The organism is Lacrimispora sinapis (assembly GCF_043633585.1).
GTDB lineage: Bacteria > Bacillota > Clostridia > Lachnospirales > Lachnospiraceae > Lacrimispora > Lacrimispora sinapis.
Genome location: NZ_CP141832.1, coordinates 3,608,407 through 3,628,725, shown reverse-complemented (window position 1 = coordinate 3,628,725; position 20,319 = coordinate 3,608,407). Strand labels below are relative to the sequence as shown.

At 38.4% G+C, this 20,319-nt stretch carries 14 protein-coding genes and 1 pseudogene; 13 read left to right on the top strand and 2 right to left on the bottom strand.

Annotated features, from left to right (window positions below; translation table 11 throughout):
• Positions 1-22: 22 nt before the first annotated feature.
• On the bottom strand, positions 23-610 hold the full coding sequence (locus tag VIG27_RS17135; protein ID WP_394523897.1) for a hypothetical protein: 588 nt from the start codon (positions 608-610) through the stop codon (positions 23-25).
• 1,066 nt (positions 611-1,676) lie between these two features.
• Here VIG27_RS17135 and VIG27_RS17130 point away from each other — a divergent pair.
• The 13 genes and pseudogenes from VIG27_RS17130 to VIG27_RS17070 all read left to right on the top strand — a co-directional run bounded on the left by VIG27_RS17130 (position 1,677) and on the right by VIG27_RS17070 (position 19,358).
• Positions 1,677-2,108, top strand: a complete 432-nt coding sequence (locus VIG27_RS17130; protein ID WP_394523894.1) for a hypothetical protein — start codon at positions 1,677-1,679, stop codon at positions 2,106-2,108.
• A gap of 197 nt (positions 2,109-2,305) precedes the next feature.
• Positions 2,306-3,361: a hypothetical protein gene (locus VIG27_RS17125; protein WP_394523893.1), complete on the top strand. Its 1,056-nt coding sequence runs from the start codon at positions 2,306-2,308 to the stop codon at positions 3,359-3,361.
• Positions 3,362-3,378: 17 nt separating this feature from the next.
• Positions 3,379-8,796 (top strand): RHS repeat-associated core domain-containing protein, encoded by a 5,418-nt coding sequence (locus VIG27_RS17120; RefSeq protein ID WP_394523892.1) that lies wholly within the window; start codon positions 3,379-3,381, stop codon positions 8,794-8,796.
• Between the two features lie 715 nt (positions 8,797-9,511).
• Positions 9,512-9,649, top strand: a complete 138-nt coding sequence (locus VIG27_RS17115) for a hypothetical protein (protein WP_394523890.1) — start codon at positions 9,512-9,514, stop codon at positions 9,647-9,649.
• Between the two features lie 511 nt (positions 9,650-10,160).
• Positions 10,161-10,490: a DUF4280 domain-containing protein gene (locus tag VIG27_RS17110; protein ID WP_394523889.1), complete on the top strand. Its 330-nt coding sequence runs from the start codon at positions 10,161-10,163 to the stop codon at positions 10,488-10,490.
• Positions 10,487-11,917 (top strand): contractile injection system protein, VgrG/Pvc8 family, encoded by a 1,431-nt coding sequence (locus tag VIG27_RS17105; protein ID WP_394523888.1) that lies wholly within the window; start codon positions 10,487-10,489, stop codon positions 11,915-11,917. Before VIG27_RS17110 ends, VIG27_RS17105 begins: the two co-directional genes overlap by 4 nt.
• Positions 11,918-11,929: 12 nt before the next feature.
• Positions 11,930-12,457 carry a hypothetical protein gene (locus VIG27_RS17100; protein WP_394523887.1) on the top strand — a complete coding sequence of 176 codons (528 nt, stop codon included), beginning with the start codon at positions 11,930-11,932 and terminating at the stop codon, positions 12,455-12,457.
• The gene (locus VIG27_RS17095; RefSeq protein ID WP_394523885.1) at positions 12,438-13,793 is read left to right on the top strand and encodes a hypothetical protein; all 1,356 of its coding nucleotides are present in this window, start codon (positions 12,438-12,440) and stop codon (positions 13,791-13,793) included. The genes VIG27_RS17100 and VIG27_RS17095 overlap by 20 nt, the downstream gene beginning before the upstream one ends.
• A gap of 21 nt (positions 13,794-13,814) precedes the next feature.
• Positions 13,815-14,414 carry a hypothetical protein gene (locus VIG27_RS17090; RefSeq protein ID WP_394523883.1) on the top strand — a complete coding sequence of 200 codons (600 nt, stop codon included), beginning with the start codon at positions 13,815-13,817 and terminating at the stop codon, positions 14,412-14,414.
• A gap of 68 nt (positions 14,415-14,482) precedes the next feature.
• Complete coding sequence (locus VIG27_RS17085) at positions 14,483-15,601, top strand: pentapeptide repeat-containing protein (protein WP_394523882.1); 1,119 nt, start codon at positions 14,483-14,485, stop codon at positions 15,599-15,601.
• Positions 15,602-15,622: 21 nt separating this feature from the next.
• On the top strand, positions 15,623-17,212 hold the full coding sequence (locus VIG27_RS17080) for a hypothetical protein (protein WP_394523880.1): 1,590 nt from the start codon (positions 15,623-15,625) through the stop codon (positions 17,210-17,212).
• Between the two features lie 12 nt (positions 17,213-17,224).
• Complete coding sequence (locus VIG27_RS17075) at positions 17,225-17,536, top strand: hypothetical protein (RefSeq protein ID WP_394523878.1); 312 nt, start codon at positions 17,225-17,227, stop codon at positions 17,534-17,536.
• Between the two features lie 678 nt (positions 17,537-18,214).
• A pseudogene (locus tag VIG27_RS17070) lies at positions 18,215-19,358 on the top strand (IS3 family transposase).
• Between the two features lie 758 nt (positions 19,359-20,116).
• Here VIG27_RS17070 and VIG27_RS17065 read toward each other — a convergent pair.
• Entirely contained in the window at positions 20,117-20,284 is a 168-nt protein-coding gene (locus VIG27_RS17065; RefSeq protein ID WP_394523877.1) for a hypothetical protein, read from the bottom strand.
• Positions 20,285-20,319: the final 35 nt, after the last annotated feature.

Here is a 20,319-nt window from a genome sequence, read left to right as displayed (position 1 = left end):
TTCTGAAGTAATGCTGCAAGGATCATAAAGCAATCGACCATAGGAGGACTGCAGGGATGACACCTACAATGCAGCAGATGAAATCATTCATGGTGTCCACAAGCCCGGAGGGCTGAAGTGCATTTTCTGATAAATGATTGTTGTTTGCATTTATTTTCTGCCACCGCTGGGCATTTCCATGAGTCAGACAGTCGCTTATATATTCAAGTACTTCCCAAATCACATGAAGTGTGATTGAAAATGTGGCACCGAAAAAGATTACTGCCCACTTGGAAATTCCGGGGTTTAAACTGATAATCGCAATTCCAAAGCCTACAAACCCGGCACCTGAAAGAAAATGAATGGATCGGTCCCACCATTTGTATTTATCATAAAATTTAAGCGAGCTGCCCAGATATATTGCCATAAACAGGATGACAAAATAGAGAAGAATGCTGAACATATCTATTTTAATTCGGAAGAATGTCCTTGCGAACGCGGGTAAAAGGGAAAACACAAACATCAATGCAATGGATTTTATTATTTTATATTCATGCTTAAAAACATAATAGAGAGCCAGTATTATTAATAGACATAGAAAAATAATTTCGTAATAATTCAGTAATTTCATATCTTCACCTCGTACTGCTAGTATGCGGAAAAACTGCACAAATATGTATTTTAGAAATTCTTATTGTGAATGTTAAAGTAGGATTTTTAAATTTAGATTTCTATGATCTACCCAATGATATGGTGTCCATCTATTTTCCGGATAAAAATGAAGCAAATGCTGTTGCGGAAAAATCCATAAGAAAGGGTAGGAACCGAAATAAAATTGTTGAAAATCCTTCCATAAAATATTTTCGTACGGTTCATGGTAATCATATCCGCTTTACCCGTGGAGCGGTTATGATTACCTGTAAAGACGGAATGTCCCAATCTTGTCTGTATTTTTACTAACTATATCTGCGGAACGTTCAATTTAGTACAAATTAAGAGGCTGGTCATGAATATCTCTTTTAGTCATACTTCTTGCATAAGGAAAAAAGCTCACTTTTGAAAATGAATTATTTAAATTTTTCAATAAAGAATTCCACATAAAGCGGTTTTCTTTAATTTCTTTTCTACTCATGCTTGTCTTTTTTTCTATCCATTTCCTCCCGGTTTCAAAATATGTTTCCATTGTAGCAGCAGTAGTGCCGAAGAACTGATTATACAGTTTATGCAGAGCTTTATTATGTTAAAATGATGTCATTTATTAAAGCGGTATTTTTCAATAATAATATTTCTAATATATTATAATAGCAAAATTTAAGATCAGAAAAAATGTCTGTCAAGGAGTCGGTCGAACTGTCGGCCAAGAAAATTCTGCTTTGCAGGAACTACTTATATTGACTAGTACCGATCTAATTTATATAAATACATAATAAAAATTAGTTGGATTTACTTACTTGAGCAGGATTAATGGGGAGGAATAATTTATTAAAAAATATATAACCTTAATCATCCCATAAAAAGAACATATGTTCGAAAAAATATTGACAATAAGAATGAAGGGTATTATAATCTAATTGTCGACAAAAGAACATATGTTCGAGTTTGCGGAGAGTAAAGAACTTTTCGTGACAATATGTATAGTTAAAAGATTTAATAGTTTTATAGTTAAAATCAAGAAAAAACGAATGAGGAGAAATAATATGTCAAGTACAAATAAAACATCATTAGGATTAAATATATGGGAAGCATCGGATAAACCGGTAAGACAGGATTTTGTTAATGATAACGTAATTATTGATGAGAAGATATCTGAGTTAAATAACAATTATAATGATATTGTTAATGAAAAGATTTCTGAGTTAAATAGCAATTTAAAAACAATAAAATCAACACGCGGACTCTTTGACAATTATGGCGCTCTTGTATTGAATTCACAAGAAGCTTCTCCTTCTAGCACTGAAGGGAGCGAAATTGTTTTTAGAGGTTTGGGTGGAAATACTGGTGATACTACTGTGTTGGATTGTTACAACAATATTTTCCGGATTTATGGAGATTTTGGTGGAACAACTTTAGCTATATACGAATTTAGACCGGATGGAATTTATTTAAATGGTAAAAGAGTTACCACCTAAATTGCTATTTACTTAATACAAGTGAAACTGCTGATACTCCTTCTTTCAACTCAATAGCAAAGGGGGAGTATAAAGCAATAAGTAGCTTTTTCAATCAACAGTTTTATCATTAAAAAACAAAATTCAAAAATAACCACAAAGAACGGAGACAAAAAGAATATTACCAATAGAAAAATGAAAGGAAAAACCTGTTATTTATGAACCGACCGGAATGTTTACATATTCCCACGCTCCACGAAGGAGAACAAGCACAAATCAACTGGGAAGCAGTGGAAGCAGATAAAAATTATATTGTAGAACGAGTATTCAATGAATCTTTTTTACAAGCCCTATCAGGATATACCTGGGATAATTTTGATAGTACCAATGAATCATGGAGCAGCCAAGAACAGGCAAGATTAAACTGGCATCAAATTGAAACGAGAACAGGAAAAGGTCAGCACTGGGAGCGCCTGGATTATGAACAGTTAAGCTGGTTACAGTTTGAGAAACAGTCATATACCTGGGAAGCATTAGAGAGACGGGAAATCAGTTTTGAAATATATAACGGTCCTGGTGTTAAACAGCTTGGCATTGAGCAGGGACGTACCTGGCTGGAACTGGACGAGCTTAATCAAGACTGGAGCAGTCTGGATAGAACCGAACATTCATGGGCTCAAGGGGAAAAGGTGACATTGCCTGGCATCTCATGGGAAAGTGTTGATTCCAGATGGCTGACATTTAATGAATGGGAAATAAAAGAACTGACTTTTCATGAATTGGATACACAGAAAAATATAGAAGAGCATCAAGGAATGACAGATAACATACCAATTGGGGCGTCCAACGCAATGTACCGGATCAAAGCATGTGGTTCTAAAGGAAATGAGTCTGATTATTTAGAGACATTACAGTTGCCGGTTATTCCTGTATTTTACCGCAGCAGCGCAATGGAATATCCGGTAAAGAACGGTAAACGTTATGTAGTTCTTTTAAAGGCACAGGAGGTCATCGGTCTGGACATGATCCGCATGAATCTTCGGTATGATCCGTACTTACTGGAATTAACCAGCCTCTCAACGGGCAGCCTAAGAAGCATAACAAAACCAGGAAATTATCCGGAAGAATATATAAGAGTATATTCCAGTATTCCAGGAAACCTATGGTTCCAATCGACCAGACAGTTAAGTAAGAAGGAATGTTTTAGTGGCTGCATTGCATTGGTAGAATTTATTGCCAAGGGGACCGGAAGTGCAGCAGTATTATTATATTAGAATGAAGAAGGGATTCGATGGACAATAAAAAGAATAATGAAAATAACATAGATATAAAGGAAGGGGAATCTCCTGATATAAAGACGGCGGAGTATATATCAAGTGGAGAAGAAAATGAAGTAAATAGACCGAAAGCACTGTTTAACAGAGCAGAAGTGCCTGTTGATGAGGAAGAGTTTTCTGATATAAAACAGTATCCGGAATCCCCATTTACCTACTTTGACACCAATCAAGTAAATGTTCAGTTAAGTACGGGAAGTCTTCAATATGACGTAACAGATTTTGTACTGCCTGGCAGAAATGGTTTTGATGTTACCATTGCCAGGCGCTATGATTCAGGCTGTGCCAATTTAGTGGATATGGCTCCATATGTGAAAAATAATAAGCTAAAAACAGGTTCAAAAAATAATAGTTTTAATACTGCCACTTATGGGTTGGGATATGGCTGGTCCTTTGTGCTGCCGTCCATTGAGACTGTACCATATCTTAATTGTACTTACATAAACATATCAATTGATCCTAAGCAATCAATTCTAATGGGAACTCCCGGTTATGATTATATTTTGCATCTGGAAGACGGTAGAAGTTTAAATATAAGCCGATCCTCAGACCGATTTGAAAATTATAGCCTTAAAGATGTTACCATTGCTACCAGATCAGGAACAATTGTGCACCCTTATGCGGTTGATGTTAAAAAAGGTTATGATATCATAATTGAATACAAGAATGGAAACAAAGACTATTTTAAAGATTCATATGGAAATATTGGCAAACGGGATAAGATGATACCGCAACAGTTTACACTGGTTGCCAGACAGGATAAGTATGGAAATGTAATATGTTATGATTTAAAGGACCACGGTGGTATGGTGATTGTGGATACCTGGGGGCGTAAAATCAACTTGGAGAAGACGGATTATGGGCTTGTCTGGAGATTACCTGAAAGCACGGCAGGAAAGGCATGTGAATTTTCCTACCATATCGATCAGGCAAATCCCCTTAAGCTCACCGCAGTTACAGACCCCGCAGGCCGCATAACCCAGTATAATTACTATAATCCGGAAGATTATAAGGGAATTATGACTTATGCTTCTAAAAAAGCAGTCGGATATTCTACTGGTAATATGGCACGCAGTTATCTGCTACTAAAAAGTGTTACATATCCCAATCATGCCTCCACCCAGTTTACATACGGCAAGAAAATTAATATTAAAAATGATGCAGGTGGAAAGGTTACTCATTTTGCATTGACGCTTAAAAAGGATATTGCAGACGGAAACGAATACAACCTGGTTGAATACAGGTACAGGCTTGATTCCAGAGCCACCTACGAGTATAGCAGTGGGGAGTATATCGAATATGCAGAAGTGAAAAATCATCAGGATATTGTGGAAACCCATGAGTTTGACCGAAAAGGGCAACTATTAAAAAAAGAGGTTCGACATCAGAACGCTCTTATATCAAAAAGTGTTTATAAATACAGCAATAAATTAATTGTGTCAGCCGTTGACCAGAGTTTTGACAGGAACGATGAATCAAAATTTTTAGAAAAGAAAACGTTTTGGAAATATTCTACAGATAGAAAAGCAAACGTTATTCAGCTTATTGAAGAGTATCCAGAGGATCCTTCCTGTAATCAGGAAGTGAAAACAAGCTATGGAGACTACAGCATCATTCTTGAGACAGAAAGAAACAAGGGCTCTGACCAGATTAAAGAAACCTATGAGCCTTGTACAGAGTTGGGAAATAAGGTCATAAAATATCATCGAGTATATCAAAATGGAGTCTTAAAGGAAAAAACAGGATATGATTATAAAGATCCGAAAAATCCCTATTGTGTGACCAACGAAAGAAGGTATTTCCTGGCAGACAGCGGGGGTCTGGAACAGTCAGGTAATTATGCTGAAACAATTTATCATTATAGTTCTTCTTCCAGTAAAGTCAGCAGATACACACATAACTTTATCATAAAAGAACAAACCGGCATGATAGATGCAGACGGCCAGCCCTGCGAACCAATAAAGGAAGAATATCAATATGACGATTGGGGGCGGCTCATCTCCAAAAAGGATTCCAGGAATCAGGTTACTACCACCCGCTATGACGGGGTGGGGCGAATTGAAGCACAGACGTTGCCTCCGGCAGACGGCCAGCAGGCAGCAAATGAAACCTATTATAACGATAGCCTGAACTATATTACGGAAACTGATGCGAACCACCACAAAAGACGAATTTATTACACACCGTTTGGACAGATTCGACAGGTCTGTCTGGCCGTATCCAATGAACCGGCCTCCGGTGATGTCGTGCTGCAAGATTTTCGGTATAATTCATGGGGCGAATTGACAGAAGCAGTTACATATAATGGGAACGGCACAGCAGCGGACCATGTGAGAAAGACAGAGCGTTATACCTATGATTCCTTTGGCCGGGTGTTATCCCGTTCGATTCAGCAAGTGGGCTATGAGGAGAAGTATGAATACAATGAGGTATTTACCGATCCGGCGGATGGCAGAAAGTACTATCGGGAACTGAAAAATGTTATAGGAGACGCATCCGCTCCAAGTATTGTGACGGAATCTTATAAAGATCAAAAAGGTCAGGTTCGGAAGGAGATTTTAGCCGGAGAGAAGGTATTTACCTACGAGTATGATAATGCAGGAAACAATATTTGCAAAGTTGATGCCAGAAACCACGCGGAACGATGGGAGCATGATTATGCAGGAAGGGTAGTAAAATCCATTCGGACAGTCTCTGGCCAGGAGAGAATCACCAGGATTCAATATGATGCATTAGGTAATAAACGTTTTCTTTGGGATGAAACCGGAAAGAGAACTGAATTTCAATACGATAATGCAGGGCGTCTGATTCAAATCACCAAGCCATTTGACCACCGCAGCCAGATTGTAAAATATTACTATGATGGTACCGGAAATGTAATTGGTGAAAAGAAGGCACAAAATGATGGCTGGCAGGAAATCCAGTATGTTTATGACGCGAGGAACCGAGTGACTGATACTTACCAGTACCTAAATCCGGGCAGCTGGATTAAGACCACTTTCAGGTATGATGCAATGAATCAGGTCATTCTAAGAAGGACCGGGGACACTCCGTCCGGCGAAGGGCGGGAGGTTACAAAATACGCCTATGACCGCTTTGGAAACGTTACGGCAATAACGGATGCCCGCGGCTGTACGGAATACTATGAATATGATAAAGTCGGAAGACTGCAGAAAAAAACGGACAGGAACAAGGACCAGACCGTTTACCAGCATGATGCTCTGGAACGTTTGATAAAAGAAACCGTTCAAAAGACAACTCCGGAAGGACTGGTGATTAGCGAGCGGGAGTATACCTATAGTAAGAACGGTAAGCAGATTAGAGTAGTCAGCCGGGAATCCATGGGAGGAAAAGTAAACGTCCTTCTGGAGATGAAATACCGTTACAACAATAAAGGCCAGCTGACTCATCAGGAAGATCCAGCAAATACAAAGAAGGATTATACCTATGATATATATGGAAACCGTCAGTCCTTTCAACTGACCCGCGAAGGAAATGCAAATCCGGATGTCAGTCTGTATTATAAGTATGATGATTTATACCGTTTAAAGCAGATAAGAAAAAACAGTGCTGCAGGGGTGATACTTGCAGAGTATGAATATGATGAAAAAGGCAACCGTAAAACTCTTTTCTATCCACAGTCTGGTATGGAAACTCTGTATAAATATAATGACGGCAACAAAGTAATAGCCTTAGAGAATAAAAGGCAGGGAACTGTGATTTCTGCATGGGAATATGACTATGATGTGGATGGAAACATTCTAAGTAAGATTAACAAAGCAGGTTCTGCTCCAGATACAATATCCTATTGCTATGATCGGCTTGGGCGTCTGACAGAAGAAGATTATTTCGGCTGGAAGCGAACTATTTATACCTATGACGCTTATTCCAACCGTATGAAAATGATGGTAGAGGGCAGAACAAAGAACGAACTCATCAGTGTTACCAGCTATGAATATGGTTTAAACAACCGACTGGAAAAAGAGACAAAGAAGCAGGGGAAAATAACGGAAACGTATCGGTACCGTTATGATGATAATGGGAATGAAACTTTCCGGATTTGGGAGAAAACATCCCCAACACCGGACTATCCGGGAAATGTCAAATTATCGGGGACCTATCAGAAGGAGAATCCAACGGTTTATGAGTGGAGACACTATGATGGATTCAATCAACTGAGTAAAATAAATCAGGATGACAAAGAGATTACATATCAGTACCGGGGAGATGGACTGCGCCATAGTACAGAGGTAAGGAAACTGAGCGAAAGTCGGGGAAAAACAAATTTGTATTGCTGGGATGGAAGCAATATTGTAGGAGAACAGACTGACGGCAGCAAGATTAAAACCTATTTAAGGGGAGTCAATTTAATTGCCACAGAAATTAATGATCTGGCATACTATTATATATTGAATGAACATGGGGATGTAACCGGGCTGTGGAGCCAAAGCGGAACTTGTAAAGCCTCGTATGAATATGATGCTTTTGGAATTGAGAAAAATCCAGATAAGAAAGATGAGAATCCGTTTCGGTATTGCGGGGAGTGTTTGGATTTGAGCAGTAATACGTATTACCTGCGGGCGAGATACTATCGGCCAGCAGCAGGTCGTTTTCTTACAGAGGATTCTCATTGGCATTCTGGAAATATGATTTATGGAGATCAAGAGAGACAAAACGACAAATATATAACAGATATAAAAGGTTTGTCGCGGTTTACCAACAGTGTTATAATGCCAGATATTGAAGCAATTAATCAAAGCACTAACTTATATATGTACTGTATAAATAATCCGACTCGATATAGCGATAAAGACGGTGAAGTGGCATTGTTGGCTGCTATAGCTATCGGTGCATTGGCAGGTGCTGTAATTAGTGCAAGTATAGAATTAGGAATGCAGCTTTGGAAGAGTAAATCGTTAGCAAAGGTTGAGTGGGGGAGAGTTGGGATCCAAGCTGCGACGGGAGCTGTATCAGGTGGATTAGCCGCATCAGGTGTTGGCCTTGTCGGACAAAGAATTGGCAATGCAGCTATCTCGGGTGTATCAAATGCGATAACACAAAAAGTATATACTGGTAATATTGATAAATTTGAATTGGGAACTTCGATATTTGTTGGAGCTATAGTAGGACAAATTGGTGGAAAAGGAGCGTATAACGGTGCCAATAAATATAGTGTTTCATATGTGACGCAAGGTAGTTATTTGTTAAGACATGATGTTATTCGTTATATTGACTCGGATATAGCTGAAAAAGCAGTAACTGAGACCTTGAAAGCAATTACCCGATCGTCAGTGGCAGGCGTGGTAATAGAACAAATGAAAGGGTTCACAAATCAGGTAGTATCAAGACAGAATGTTACATATTTATATAACTAAATTTTCAAAAGGGGTTTGAATTTTTTACAATTTTACGTTTTTCTTGTGCTGATTCCAGTTTATGATTATTTTAGTGGAAAGCGGATGTCTGATTATAAAAATTTTAAATATGTCCAAATTCCAAGAAAAATTAGTTGGTTATTCTTTGTCCAATGTAATCGTGGAAGAATACCTATGAATGTAGTTATTTGTCAAGTTTGTTCTTTGTTGTATATGATTTTTTCTTTTTTTATGCTTGGTTACTACATGATTGTGAGGTCAGATGTAATTTTTTATTTAGGTTTGGGTTATGGCTTTGGTGTGTATCTATTTATTTCAGTGCTCAATGCATTATATACAGCGATATGTGATTTGGCATTGGGCAAAAAAATGAATCTTTCCAATGAAAGGAACTAGCTAAGCCTCAATTAACTAATGAAGATTAATAAAGAAGTGAGTCACCAAAATATGTAATACGGTGGCTCACCTTCTTTAAAATAAAATATGTGATAACATGAAAGGTATTATGAATTTGGCAGTTACAATTCTGATATTAATTAATAAATGTTGTTTCTTTGATATTCCTCATTGGGAGGTATCGCTCCCTAATATTGTATAAATTGGTAAAGTGATTTAAACCATAAGACGCGTTACCCTTTTAGCCATTGCTCAAAATCAGTCAATGAAATATCCCCAGCCAGAGTTTTATCTCGCATTGGAGAGACAGGGGTATCTGGTGAAATGGGAATCACGCCACAAGTATATTACCTACACCACACCAACGGAGCAGAAATGCCGGGATATCCGGCTGCATGAGGACAAATTGATTCTCGTACAAATGTTACTTGGTCTGTTTCAAAAGATGAAACAATAGTGCCATGGGATACACTTGCTGCGGCCTGTGTTGTAACTGCAACGTAACCCTTTGGGTTGCCTACTACAACTTCCTTCGCCCCCATAAACACAACCGCCGTCGGTGACACGTTCAGAGCATTGCTTTTGTGTGCCGTCAAGGGTGGCGGACGTTGCCAAAAACTTACATATCTGCAATTTTCAAGGTTCTAATTGAGCCATTCCCGCTTGTTGAAAATATTCATAAATCATTTGATACTACCTGCTAGTATAACTATTAAATCCATTTGGATTACAGTTATTTGTTATACAACTATATTATGACAGCAAAATAGAGCTTTTGCAGAATAAGTCAGTATTGGCCTATGATGCAAAAGCTTTTTTGAGGTTGTATCAAAGATATAGTTTCATTCTTTTACCAATACTTACTTTAAAACGGTTATTTTTTACATATAAGGTTTTTTTGTCAGATTTTGTTTTATATTACCATTATATACTATTTAATGAAAATACTTTTTGTGAGGTAATTCTAAATGAATAAGAAAATTCAGGTTCTTGATGGGTTCTGTCTAAAATGTACTATGGGGAGCAGTGAAAGCAGGATAAAGGTTCCCATCTGCCATGGAGCTTGCATCAGCGGAAGAAATCAGGCCATAGTTTCAGATTATAAATCAGGAGTTCATATAACCTCTTTTGGTACATGCAGCAAAATGACACCTTCAGAGCCCTGTAATCCGGTGATTCTTACGCCATGGCTTATTGAGGATAAAAATTATAAGATCAATGGAGAGGCGGTGCTTTTTACTACAAGCATTCTCTCCTGTGCTTGTGGAGGCATTATTCGTGTAAGTGAGAAACCATGAGAAATGGTAAGGAGGGAGCAATTACGGTAATGAATGAAACCTATCAACAGATTAAGACGGATTTGGAAATGATCCGGGAGATAACAGATTTTACATTAACAGAGGAAGTGAATGAACACGGACATTGTATCATAAAAGGAATTATTGCTGATGGCAGCCAGGATAAACTGGTACTTGAAAACTGCAGTGGAGATACGGTCAAAGTTTTTTTTAATGATGGCACCACTTTATTCAACGGCATCACCGATGAAATTTCCGTATACCAGGACGGAGATTTGTATAAAGCGGAAATCAAACTGATATCTGCCACCTATTTAATGGATATTCACCAGAAATCAAGATCGTTTCAGGATAAACAACAGACCTATCAGGATATTATAAAGCTGATCTCAGGAGAGTATAACGGTGCGGATATTCTGGACTACGTTTCTAATAACAAAACCATTCAAAGTCTTACGGTACAGTATGAGGAAACGGACTGGGAGTTTTTAAAGCGTCTGGCATCTCATTTTCATGCAGGATTATTGCCTGACACACAATTTAAAGATCCTAAAGTTTACTTTGGACTGAGAAAGGACACGGCAGCAGATAAGCTTCACAGCTTTTCCTATGTACTGGAAAAGGATTTAGGTTCCTATAAGAAATATATAGCGGAGAAACATGAGGGTTATACAGAGACTGATTCCGTTCATTATCAAGTAACCTGTGGTAAGTACTATAAAACAGGTTCAAGTGTTATGTTTCAGGAAAAAAAACTATATATCAAAAAGCTGGAAGCCAGGATAGAACGGGGCGATGTGGTATTTCGGTATTGGTTACATACAGAGAAAGGGCTGGAACAGCCCCGCCTTTATGCGGAAAAACTCATTGGTGTTTCAATTGCAGCGAAGGTCATTGAATCCGTACGGGATAAAGTATTGGTGAAGCTGGAAATTGATGATAAAAAGCCGGAAAAAGAATCCGTTTGGGAATTTCCCTATCAGACCATGTATACGGCAGGAGAGGAAGGCGGCTGGTATTGCATGCCGGAACCCGATGATACGGTGTCCATCTATTTTCCAGATAAAAATGAAGCGAGTGCTGTTGCAGAAAATTCCTCAAGAAAGGGTAGGGACCGAAATGAAAGTGTCAAAGATCCTTCCATAAAATATTTCCGTACGGTTCATGGAAAAGAAATCCGCTTTACCCGCAGAGCGGTAATAATTACCTGTAAAGACGGAACGGCTATTACTCTTGATGAGGATGATGGAATTTCCATTGAAAGTGAGGGAGGTATTACTTTAAGCAGCGGGGAAGGAATCAGTATCAATGCGGAGGAATCCATTCAGTTATATGCTTCTGATAGTATTCAGCTTCACTGTAAAAAGAGCCGGATTAAGATGGATACAATGGTTGATATTTCCGGGCCGGATGTAAGAATCAATTAAGTGGAGGGAACAATGGATTATTTTATAATACTGCCTGATGAAAGAATTTCTCTATACAAAGACCTGGATTATTCTGTACCGGGATTTCGGCAGAAGGAGCCATTTGTGACTTATGGAAAATTTGATGTCTCTGACAGATATCCGGACTTTTTCTATGGAAAATCCTTGTTTGATTATTATTTTTGTGTGACGGACCGTTTAAAGGAGATTTTCGATGTTTATTCCTCAAATCTTCAGGCTGTACCGTTTTTTTTGACGGATGAAGCATATCGTTCCCAGGTCGTATGTTGGAAAATCGAGTGTTCCATGGAGGAATGTATTGCCTTTCGCAATTCAAAAGAGGAATGGGAAATGACACTTCGCAAAAGCCGGGGACTTACCCGTTATCTGCTGCGTGTCAGAAAAGAAAAGGCACAGTACATGGTGGTTTCCATGGAGTTGGCTGAAAATATGCTCAGAAGGCATTTGTATGGAATCCGTTTTGTCCCTGTGAAAATAAATTGGAAGGAGAGCAATGTCTATGAAAACAATAATTCATGATTCTATCAGTGTGGAACTGCCATTTGCATTAACAAGTGTAACAAAGCTGAAAATAAACCAAAGCCTCAACCATCATTCCAGAGCATGGCTTGAGGGAACAATACAGGATCAGGATGTAAAAGTCTGCAGCAATTTAAGCTGGAGAGAAAATGTTACCATAACATATGAAAATGGAAAAACCAATCAAATTATATTTTCCGGAATTCCGTATGGGGTAAAGATCAAATATGAAGGGCAGGCTTATGTTTCCCTGGAATTTTGCAGCAGAAGCATGTTTATGGACGATCAAAAGAAGACCAGGAGTTTCCAGCGAAACGATAGGACCTATAAGACACTCTTTCGTGAACTGATAAAGTCTAATGGAGGAGATATTATTGATTTTACCTCGTCCTCAGATGTCTATAAAGCGCCTCTTATTCAGTATGAAGAAACGGACTGGGAGTTCTTAAAACGAATATCTTCTCACATGGGAGTTCCTGTTTATCCAAATCCAACAGGGGGCACCGCACAGATTTATATAGGTTTTGGCAGCAATCACGTTTCTGTAGACAACAGCATTCATAAAACAATCATGAAGAGAATGGGTGAATATCTTCAATTTAGAAAAATTAATTCTTCTTTTATGGAATCCGACTTTCTGGCCTTTTACGTAAATAATGTCTGGAACTGTGGTCTTGGAGATGAGGTGGCTTGTGAGGGCAGGAGTTTACGGGTTACCAGAATTGAGGATTCCTATGAGGATGGTCTTTTATCAAGACGATGTCTGCTGGAAATCAAAGGAGGTATCACACGGAAAAAAAGTTATCAAAAACTGCTAAAAGGTGCCTCTCTGAAAGGGATCATAACAGCAGTAGGACCGGACCGGGTCCGAGTGAGGCTTGATGCAGACGAAAAAGTTCCGAAAGAAAAATTATATTGGTATCCCTGGCACAGAAATGACTGGTTCTGCATCCCAGAAGTGGGAAGTAAAGCAGCATTGTATATTCCTGGTGAAGATGAGGCTTTAGCCTATGTGACGGATATTATAAGACCATCAGGGAAAAAGAATTCCAAAAACCAGAAACCTGAGCATAAATGTTTTGTTACTAAAAGAGGAAAAGGCATGGAAGTGACCCCCCATTCAATTTTTTTTCGGGCATCTGGGAAAAAAATGACCGTGCAGTTATCTGATCGTTCGGGAGTAAAAATAAGAAGTTCTCGGGGCATTCAAATAAATGCAGGGGAGACTTTTGTCTGCAACGCAGACAATATAAAAATAAAGAGTAAAGAGCAGATTGCACTGGCTACAGGAAGTACCAGTATCGTCATTGATGATCTGCTTCAGATTAAAGGATAATGGTTGATAAGGAGTAGCCCCATGAGTGAAATTTATGCAGAAGAAATTATGAAAAGTATCAGAAAGCAGGAGGAAGTAAAGGAAGAAGAGGACTGGTACCATGTTGAAAATGATATAACCAGGGGATATGTGATTGTCAAATATGAAAAGATGGAATTGGAAGAAAAGATGCTTCTTGATGGGCGCCTGACCCTGTTGCTGCCAGTAAACTTTAAGGAAATGGATGAGGAATTGAGGGAAATCAAATATCCTGATCCAGACCGCCCTGAGTGGATATACAGTAATGAATCCGGAGATGTATCCATGACCTTTTTTCTGGATGAGGGGGAAATTCTGACAGAGGAGGTAGAATCGGTTCGGGATATTATAATAGGGGAAATGAAACGTTTATATCCGGCCTCCGCCGTAAAGGATAAAAAAAGAATTGGCAAAGGTAAAAATGTAGTCAGCCTTTTTTCCATGGATATTCCTCTGTTGGATGAGACGTGCTATCACCTAATGTTTTTCAGGGCAATGGCGGCTGGATTGTTGATGGGGACGTTTGACTGTAGTGTTAATGAAAAAAAACAATGGCAGCAGATACTCCCCCAGTTACTGGATACCATGAAGGAAACAGAATAATAAAGAACAGGGATTAACATATAATGTGGCAGGGAGTAAAAGCATCCCTCATGCGCTTGGAGGAGTTTATGGAGAATAAGGCATTTCAACTGTTTCGGGAAAAGGAGATGAATCCATGTCTGTCTGAAATTCTTCAAGAGGCAGAAGTGATCTTTCAAAGCTTTAAGGATGACTTTCGGATTCAGTTTATCAGGGAATTTTCCCTTGTGTGTGAAAAACAAAAAGAAAATATACACAAAATGACTCCGGGTTATATCATGTGTCATCTTCTGCGTACAGATTTGATAAGGGGAAAATACCGTTGTCCGTTGTTTCTTTACGATAAAAACTGGTATTATCACATAGGAATGAAAGTCGGGGAACTGCAAATGGGAGAATTGTTTCATCTTTACGGAACGCTTTGGGACAAGCTCAGACAGCTGTCAAAGCGCTATGTGGGACATGTAACAATGCCTGAGGTGGATGAAGCAATGCAGGATATGGTCACCCCCTTTTATCTGTATTTAAAAGAGCTTGTACTTTATGCTGTTGGCGAGGCTACGGATACGGATGCGTATTTGAGTATGGAGAAGGAAGATAATTTCCAGATAAGGATTGGAGAATATGTGGAGCCTGGAGATCTGGTGTATCGGGAACAGCCCAAAAAGGATGCAGAGGAGATAAGAAGGCAGTTAGAGGAAGCAACAGAAGAAGCATATTTATTTGAAGATTTTAAAGGATTGGACTTAAGTCATCTTATGCTGTCTGGCCGGGATTTCCGTTATTCGGATTTCAGGAAAGGAAGGTTGGAAAAAAGCAATTTTAATCTATCTCTGCTTATCGGTTCCTGCTTCAGAAATAGCAATATGGCGGAGGCCACATTTGTAGGAAGTATGTTTCACAATGCAGATTTTACCAATGCGGACTTACAGCATGCGGATTTTTCCTGCGGCGTGAGCTACCATGGGAAAAGCCAAGCGGATGCATGGCGAACGCCGGGTTATACAGGAGCCAGTTTTCGCAATAGCAATTTAAGTGGAGCCAGTTTTTTGGGCGGAGTTTATATGGGATCAGATTTTCGGGGAGCAAGGCTTACAGGCTGTAATTTTACTGATGCAGTTTTATATGAAAGCATATTTACTGAAAAACAGGCATTAGAAGCAAATTTAAGTTCCGGGCAGCTTGAACAGATTCATCTGGCAGTGTAAACTATAGGAGAACTTATACATATGGCAAGGAAAACGGAAAAAAAGTTTAAATTAGTAATCCCTCAATGGGCCAAGCCAGCATTAAAAGTTGTAAAAAAAGTGGCCAAGCCTTATGTAAAGGCATTGCAAAGTAGTAAATGGGGGAAAGCGGCCGCAAAAGTACTCCCCCAAGTAGTTTCTCCTGTTTTAAAAGCATACAGAAACGGAAGTAAGAAATTACCTGTTACGCCAAAGACGGTTCAGCCGTCGAAAAGCGAAGCCTTGAATAAACAAAAAAGTTCAGGCAAGAAAAAAGAGGGATTGGCGTGCAATAGTATAAAACCTGCAGAATCAGGGAAAGCATGTCAAGTTCCTGTACAAAATAATATTAAATTGTCTTGGGAGGAAACGTTTCAAAAGTATAATGATGGTGTATTAAAGGGAAACACTGGTTGTGGAGCATTAAGGTCTTTGGCTCTCGTGTCGATGCCGGGTTTAAGGCTGTGTAATGATGCGTTAAAACTGGCAAATATAATATCCTTAGATTCAAAAGTATCAGAGGCAAAGAATTATTATAATACAATAAAAGAATCTATAAAAAAAGATTTTAACGAGTTAGGAAATCAGGTTTATAATTCAAAAACACCTTTTGTCTCAAATTATGTGGGTGCTTTTACAAACAGCAGTGATTTTAAGAAAAATGGTCCTCTTCCTTTGGAAGGGAAAAAGGAAAACTTGGCTCTTGCCTTGTTTAACTGTTTAACTCACAGAGCAGGAGGGGGAATCTTAAACTATGCAGATTTGCTTACAACATATAACAGCATTAAGGATAATACAAATATGGCCTCCGTACTTGGTGCTCATATGGGCGGTTTCGTAGATGGAGCAGTTCATATGGCTGATGGCATGGTAAATATATGTCTGGATCCAAATGGAACCATAGAAGGAATATTACATATGGCGACAAATCCACAGAAGACGCTGCATGCGATAGTTCAAAGTTTTCAAACATTTTCATTTCATATGGTTGGTGCGGCACCTCAGGAAAAAGCAAGACTTGAAGGGAGACTTCTATTTGAGGTAGCTTCAATAATATGTGTTTTGAAAATAGGCAAGGCGGCAGAAGGAACAAAGACCATAGAAAAGATTAGCCAGGAAGCAAGTGAAGCCAGTTCCATTGGTAAGCAGGGAGTGTCAATCAATCAGGCAGAAGCAAAAATGGCCAAGGCCAGCCGGTCGGCTGAAGGGGCTGGGGTGGCGGGTAATCTTAAGCCGCAAGGTCTTTTAGATGAACTTGCTAATAGTGGGGTAAAATATAATCCAGATGATGTTGTTGCAGTAACTAAAACAGCAGATGGTAAACTTGTATGGTTAGAAAATGGTAATTCCAATGCTGGATTAGATCATATTATGAATCATGCAGATGATTTTGCTACACAAGGAATTTCTAAAAATGAGATTTCGAATTATGTAATGGATGCTTTGGAAAATGGTAAAATAGTGGGTTACCAAGGAAGAGGAACAGGTAGGCCGATATATGAATTTACATATAAGGGTGAAGTAAGGAAGGTTGCTGTAATGACTGGAAGTAATGGATTTGTAGTAGGAGCCAATCCAGTTTCAACTAAGTAGAAGGAGAAGTACATGAAAAAAATAGTTATAAAGTTAGAGTATAAATGTTATCCAATGTGGATTTATGATAATAAATCTGTAGATAATGATTTGGTTGAAGAATTAATTAATGATAAAGTCATTGATGATAAATTAATGGATATTCAAAATAAATACGACGCTTTGTTTATTGATGATGGAATTGAATTTTCTTTTAAAGGTTTTACAAGTAGTGAAGAAAAGATAATGTTTCAAAAACAAGTGAATGATGCTATAACATATGTAAAAGATAAAACAGGTGGTAAATATATCGTTGAAGATGGAATAAATTATGATGAACTCTAAAGAATGACGATGAATTATGAGGTATACCTGCACTGACACTTTAGAAAGTCTTAAATTTGGTTGATTTCATAGTTGTTACAGCCACAAAAAAGTTGTCTAGAAAACTGTTGACAATCCAACAAAGCCCTTTGGAGGGCTAATATCAAACCACCATTTGAAATGGTGGTTGGTGACTTAGTGCGAACCGGAAGTAAACATGAAAATCGTGGGAGATTCGCACTTTAATTATTTATAAAAAAAGAGTATTTACTTTTAAAAAAAGAGTATTTATTTGAAATGAAGAATAATATTGTTAAAGTGTTTTATAAAAAACGAATTTAAAGTTTGGAATTTTGGCAATTTTTGCTGTCGAGGGTCGTGAGACCCTTGTGGATTGAAATCTCCGCAAGTTCCGGGTTGAAGTGTACCCCATGTGTCGAGGGTCGTGAGACCCTTGTGGATTGAAATTAGCTTATCATGGTTAGTGCTACGTAAGGATCAGTCGAGGGTCGTGAGACCCTTGTGGATTGAAATCTGGAATTTAGATATCTCTCCACATGCACTTTTGGTCGAGGGTCGTGAGACCCTTGTGGATTGAAATCAAACTCCCATAGGAAGAATTCGTAAGGATAGGCTACAATAAATTGGACAGATATTTTAAGGTCATGTAAAATAGAAGCTAGAAAAGGAGTAATGATCATGACCAAAAAAAGAAAGCCCCGTTCTTATAAGGATGAATTTAAACAGCAGTTAGTTCAGCTGTATCATAATGGAAAAAGAAAATGTGATATCTGTCGTGAATACGATATTGCCACCTCATTGTTGGATAAATGGCTCAAGCAGTCTGCCACCTCTGGTTCTTTCCACGAGAAAGATAACCGTTCCACAGAACAGCAGGAATTAATTGAACTGCGTAAACGAAATAAACAATTGGAGATGGAGAACAACATTTTACACCAAGGGTGGGCAGCGCCAAGCAAGCAGCGCTGATCTTAGGACGAAAGTAAATGTGATCAAGGCAAATACCCACAAATACTCTGTGGCAGCAATGTGTAGAGTCCTACAAATTCCAAGAAGCACCTATTACTACGAAGCAAAAGCAAAGAAAGATGAATCTGAATTGACAGCAAATATAATTGATATCTTTAAGACGAGCCGTAACAATTACGGAACGCGGAAAATAAAATCCGATTTAAAGGATAGAAATCTGATTGCATCCCGTCGCCGCATCGGAAGGATTATGAAGCAGGAAGGACTTGTTTCAAATGATACGACTGCCCAGTTCCGTCCGCAGAAAGATACCTGCAACGAGTCAAAAATTGAAAACGTGGTTGACCCCCAATTCAATCAACAACCATATAGAAATATTGTTGTAAGTGACCTAACATATGTCCGGGTCGGCATGAGCTGGAACTACATATGTGTCCTTGTTGACCTATTTAATAGAGAAATAATCGGTTACAGTGCCGGACGCAACAAAACAGCAGACCTTGTAAAACAGGCATTTCAGTCCGTAAAGGGAAATCTGAAAGATATCCAGATATTTCATACGGATCGTGGAAACGAATTCAAGAATCAGACGATTGATGAAACTCTGAAAGCATTTGAAATTCAACGCTCTCTCAGCCATAAAGGCTGTCCTTATGATAATGCAGTTGCAGAAGCAACATTTAAAATAATCAAAACAGAGTTCGTCAGGAACCAGACCTTCAACAGCTTATACCATCTTCAAATTGAATTGGCTGATTATGTAAACTGGTTCAACAATCACAGAATTCATTCTTCACTGGGATATCTATCACCGGTGAAGTATAGAATGATTACCCTTAAAAAAGTTGTCTAGAAAACTGTTGACAATCCAATCCTGATTTCATTCAGTCACAGATCTTCACATTCAAATTCCCATTTCTGAATATGAAACCAAAACCTTTCTCCATCTTTCTCAAACATTACAGCGTAAGAATCAGTTTTAGGTCTTTATCTAACTCTCATGCTCTCACAATATCCAACTGCATATCTTTTTACACATCTTATCACATTTAAAGCTTCAAGTGCATCTGAAAAATCCAAGTCCAACACACTCCACCAATTAAATTCGTGATTATCATATTTGAAGCATTCGGAATTTTATTCGGGCAATTTATTTATAACGATCAATACTTTCTCCCTTCCTATTTGGAATTGTGGTTCTATCGGTCATCTGCTTATTCTGTATACGAATCAATTATACAATCCATCTGTTTTTGACTCCATCATTATCTTAGCGTATGCTTCCGCTGCCTCCCGGCATGTTGTGCAATCTGCATATGCATCTTGAATTTCTGTTATTAATGTTTCCATTTCATAATCCTCCTTGCTATAATATTTTTAAGTACAAAAAAGAGACGTACAAATTCCCGTCTCTTTCCCCTGCCTCATTTTCACCAAAGTCCATCCTTGCATTTAAAACCTTGCATTTGAAACAAAATAAAGTAAAAATCTTTCCGTACATTACTTCCTCATCGCCTGATTTTACGGTAATTCATTTCTAGCTGTCTTTGTCAAAAGAAAGAACTCCGAAACATAACCCCCATCTGGCAAACGGATACAAAAGCTCCATCATCACCGGTTCTTCAAATACCCCTGGTCATACAGCAGCCCCAGACAGATCCCCATAATCATTCCCAACCCAAGATTATTAAATATAGAACCCAATATAAGCCCCAGACAGACTCCTATAGCTAATCCATACTGATAAGAATTATTTTTATTATTATAGAAATTTGACATAATATGTACCCCTTACTTTTTTAAATTCATTTTAC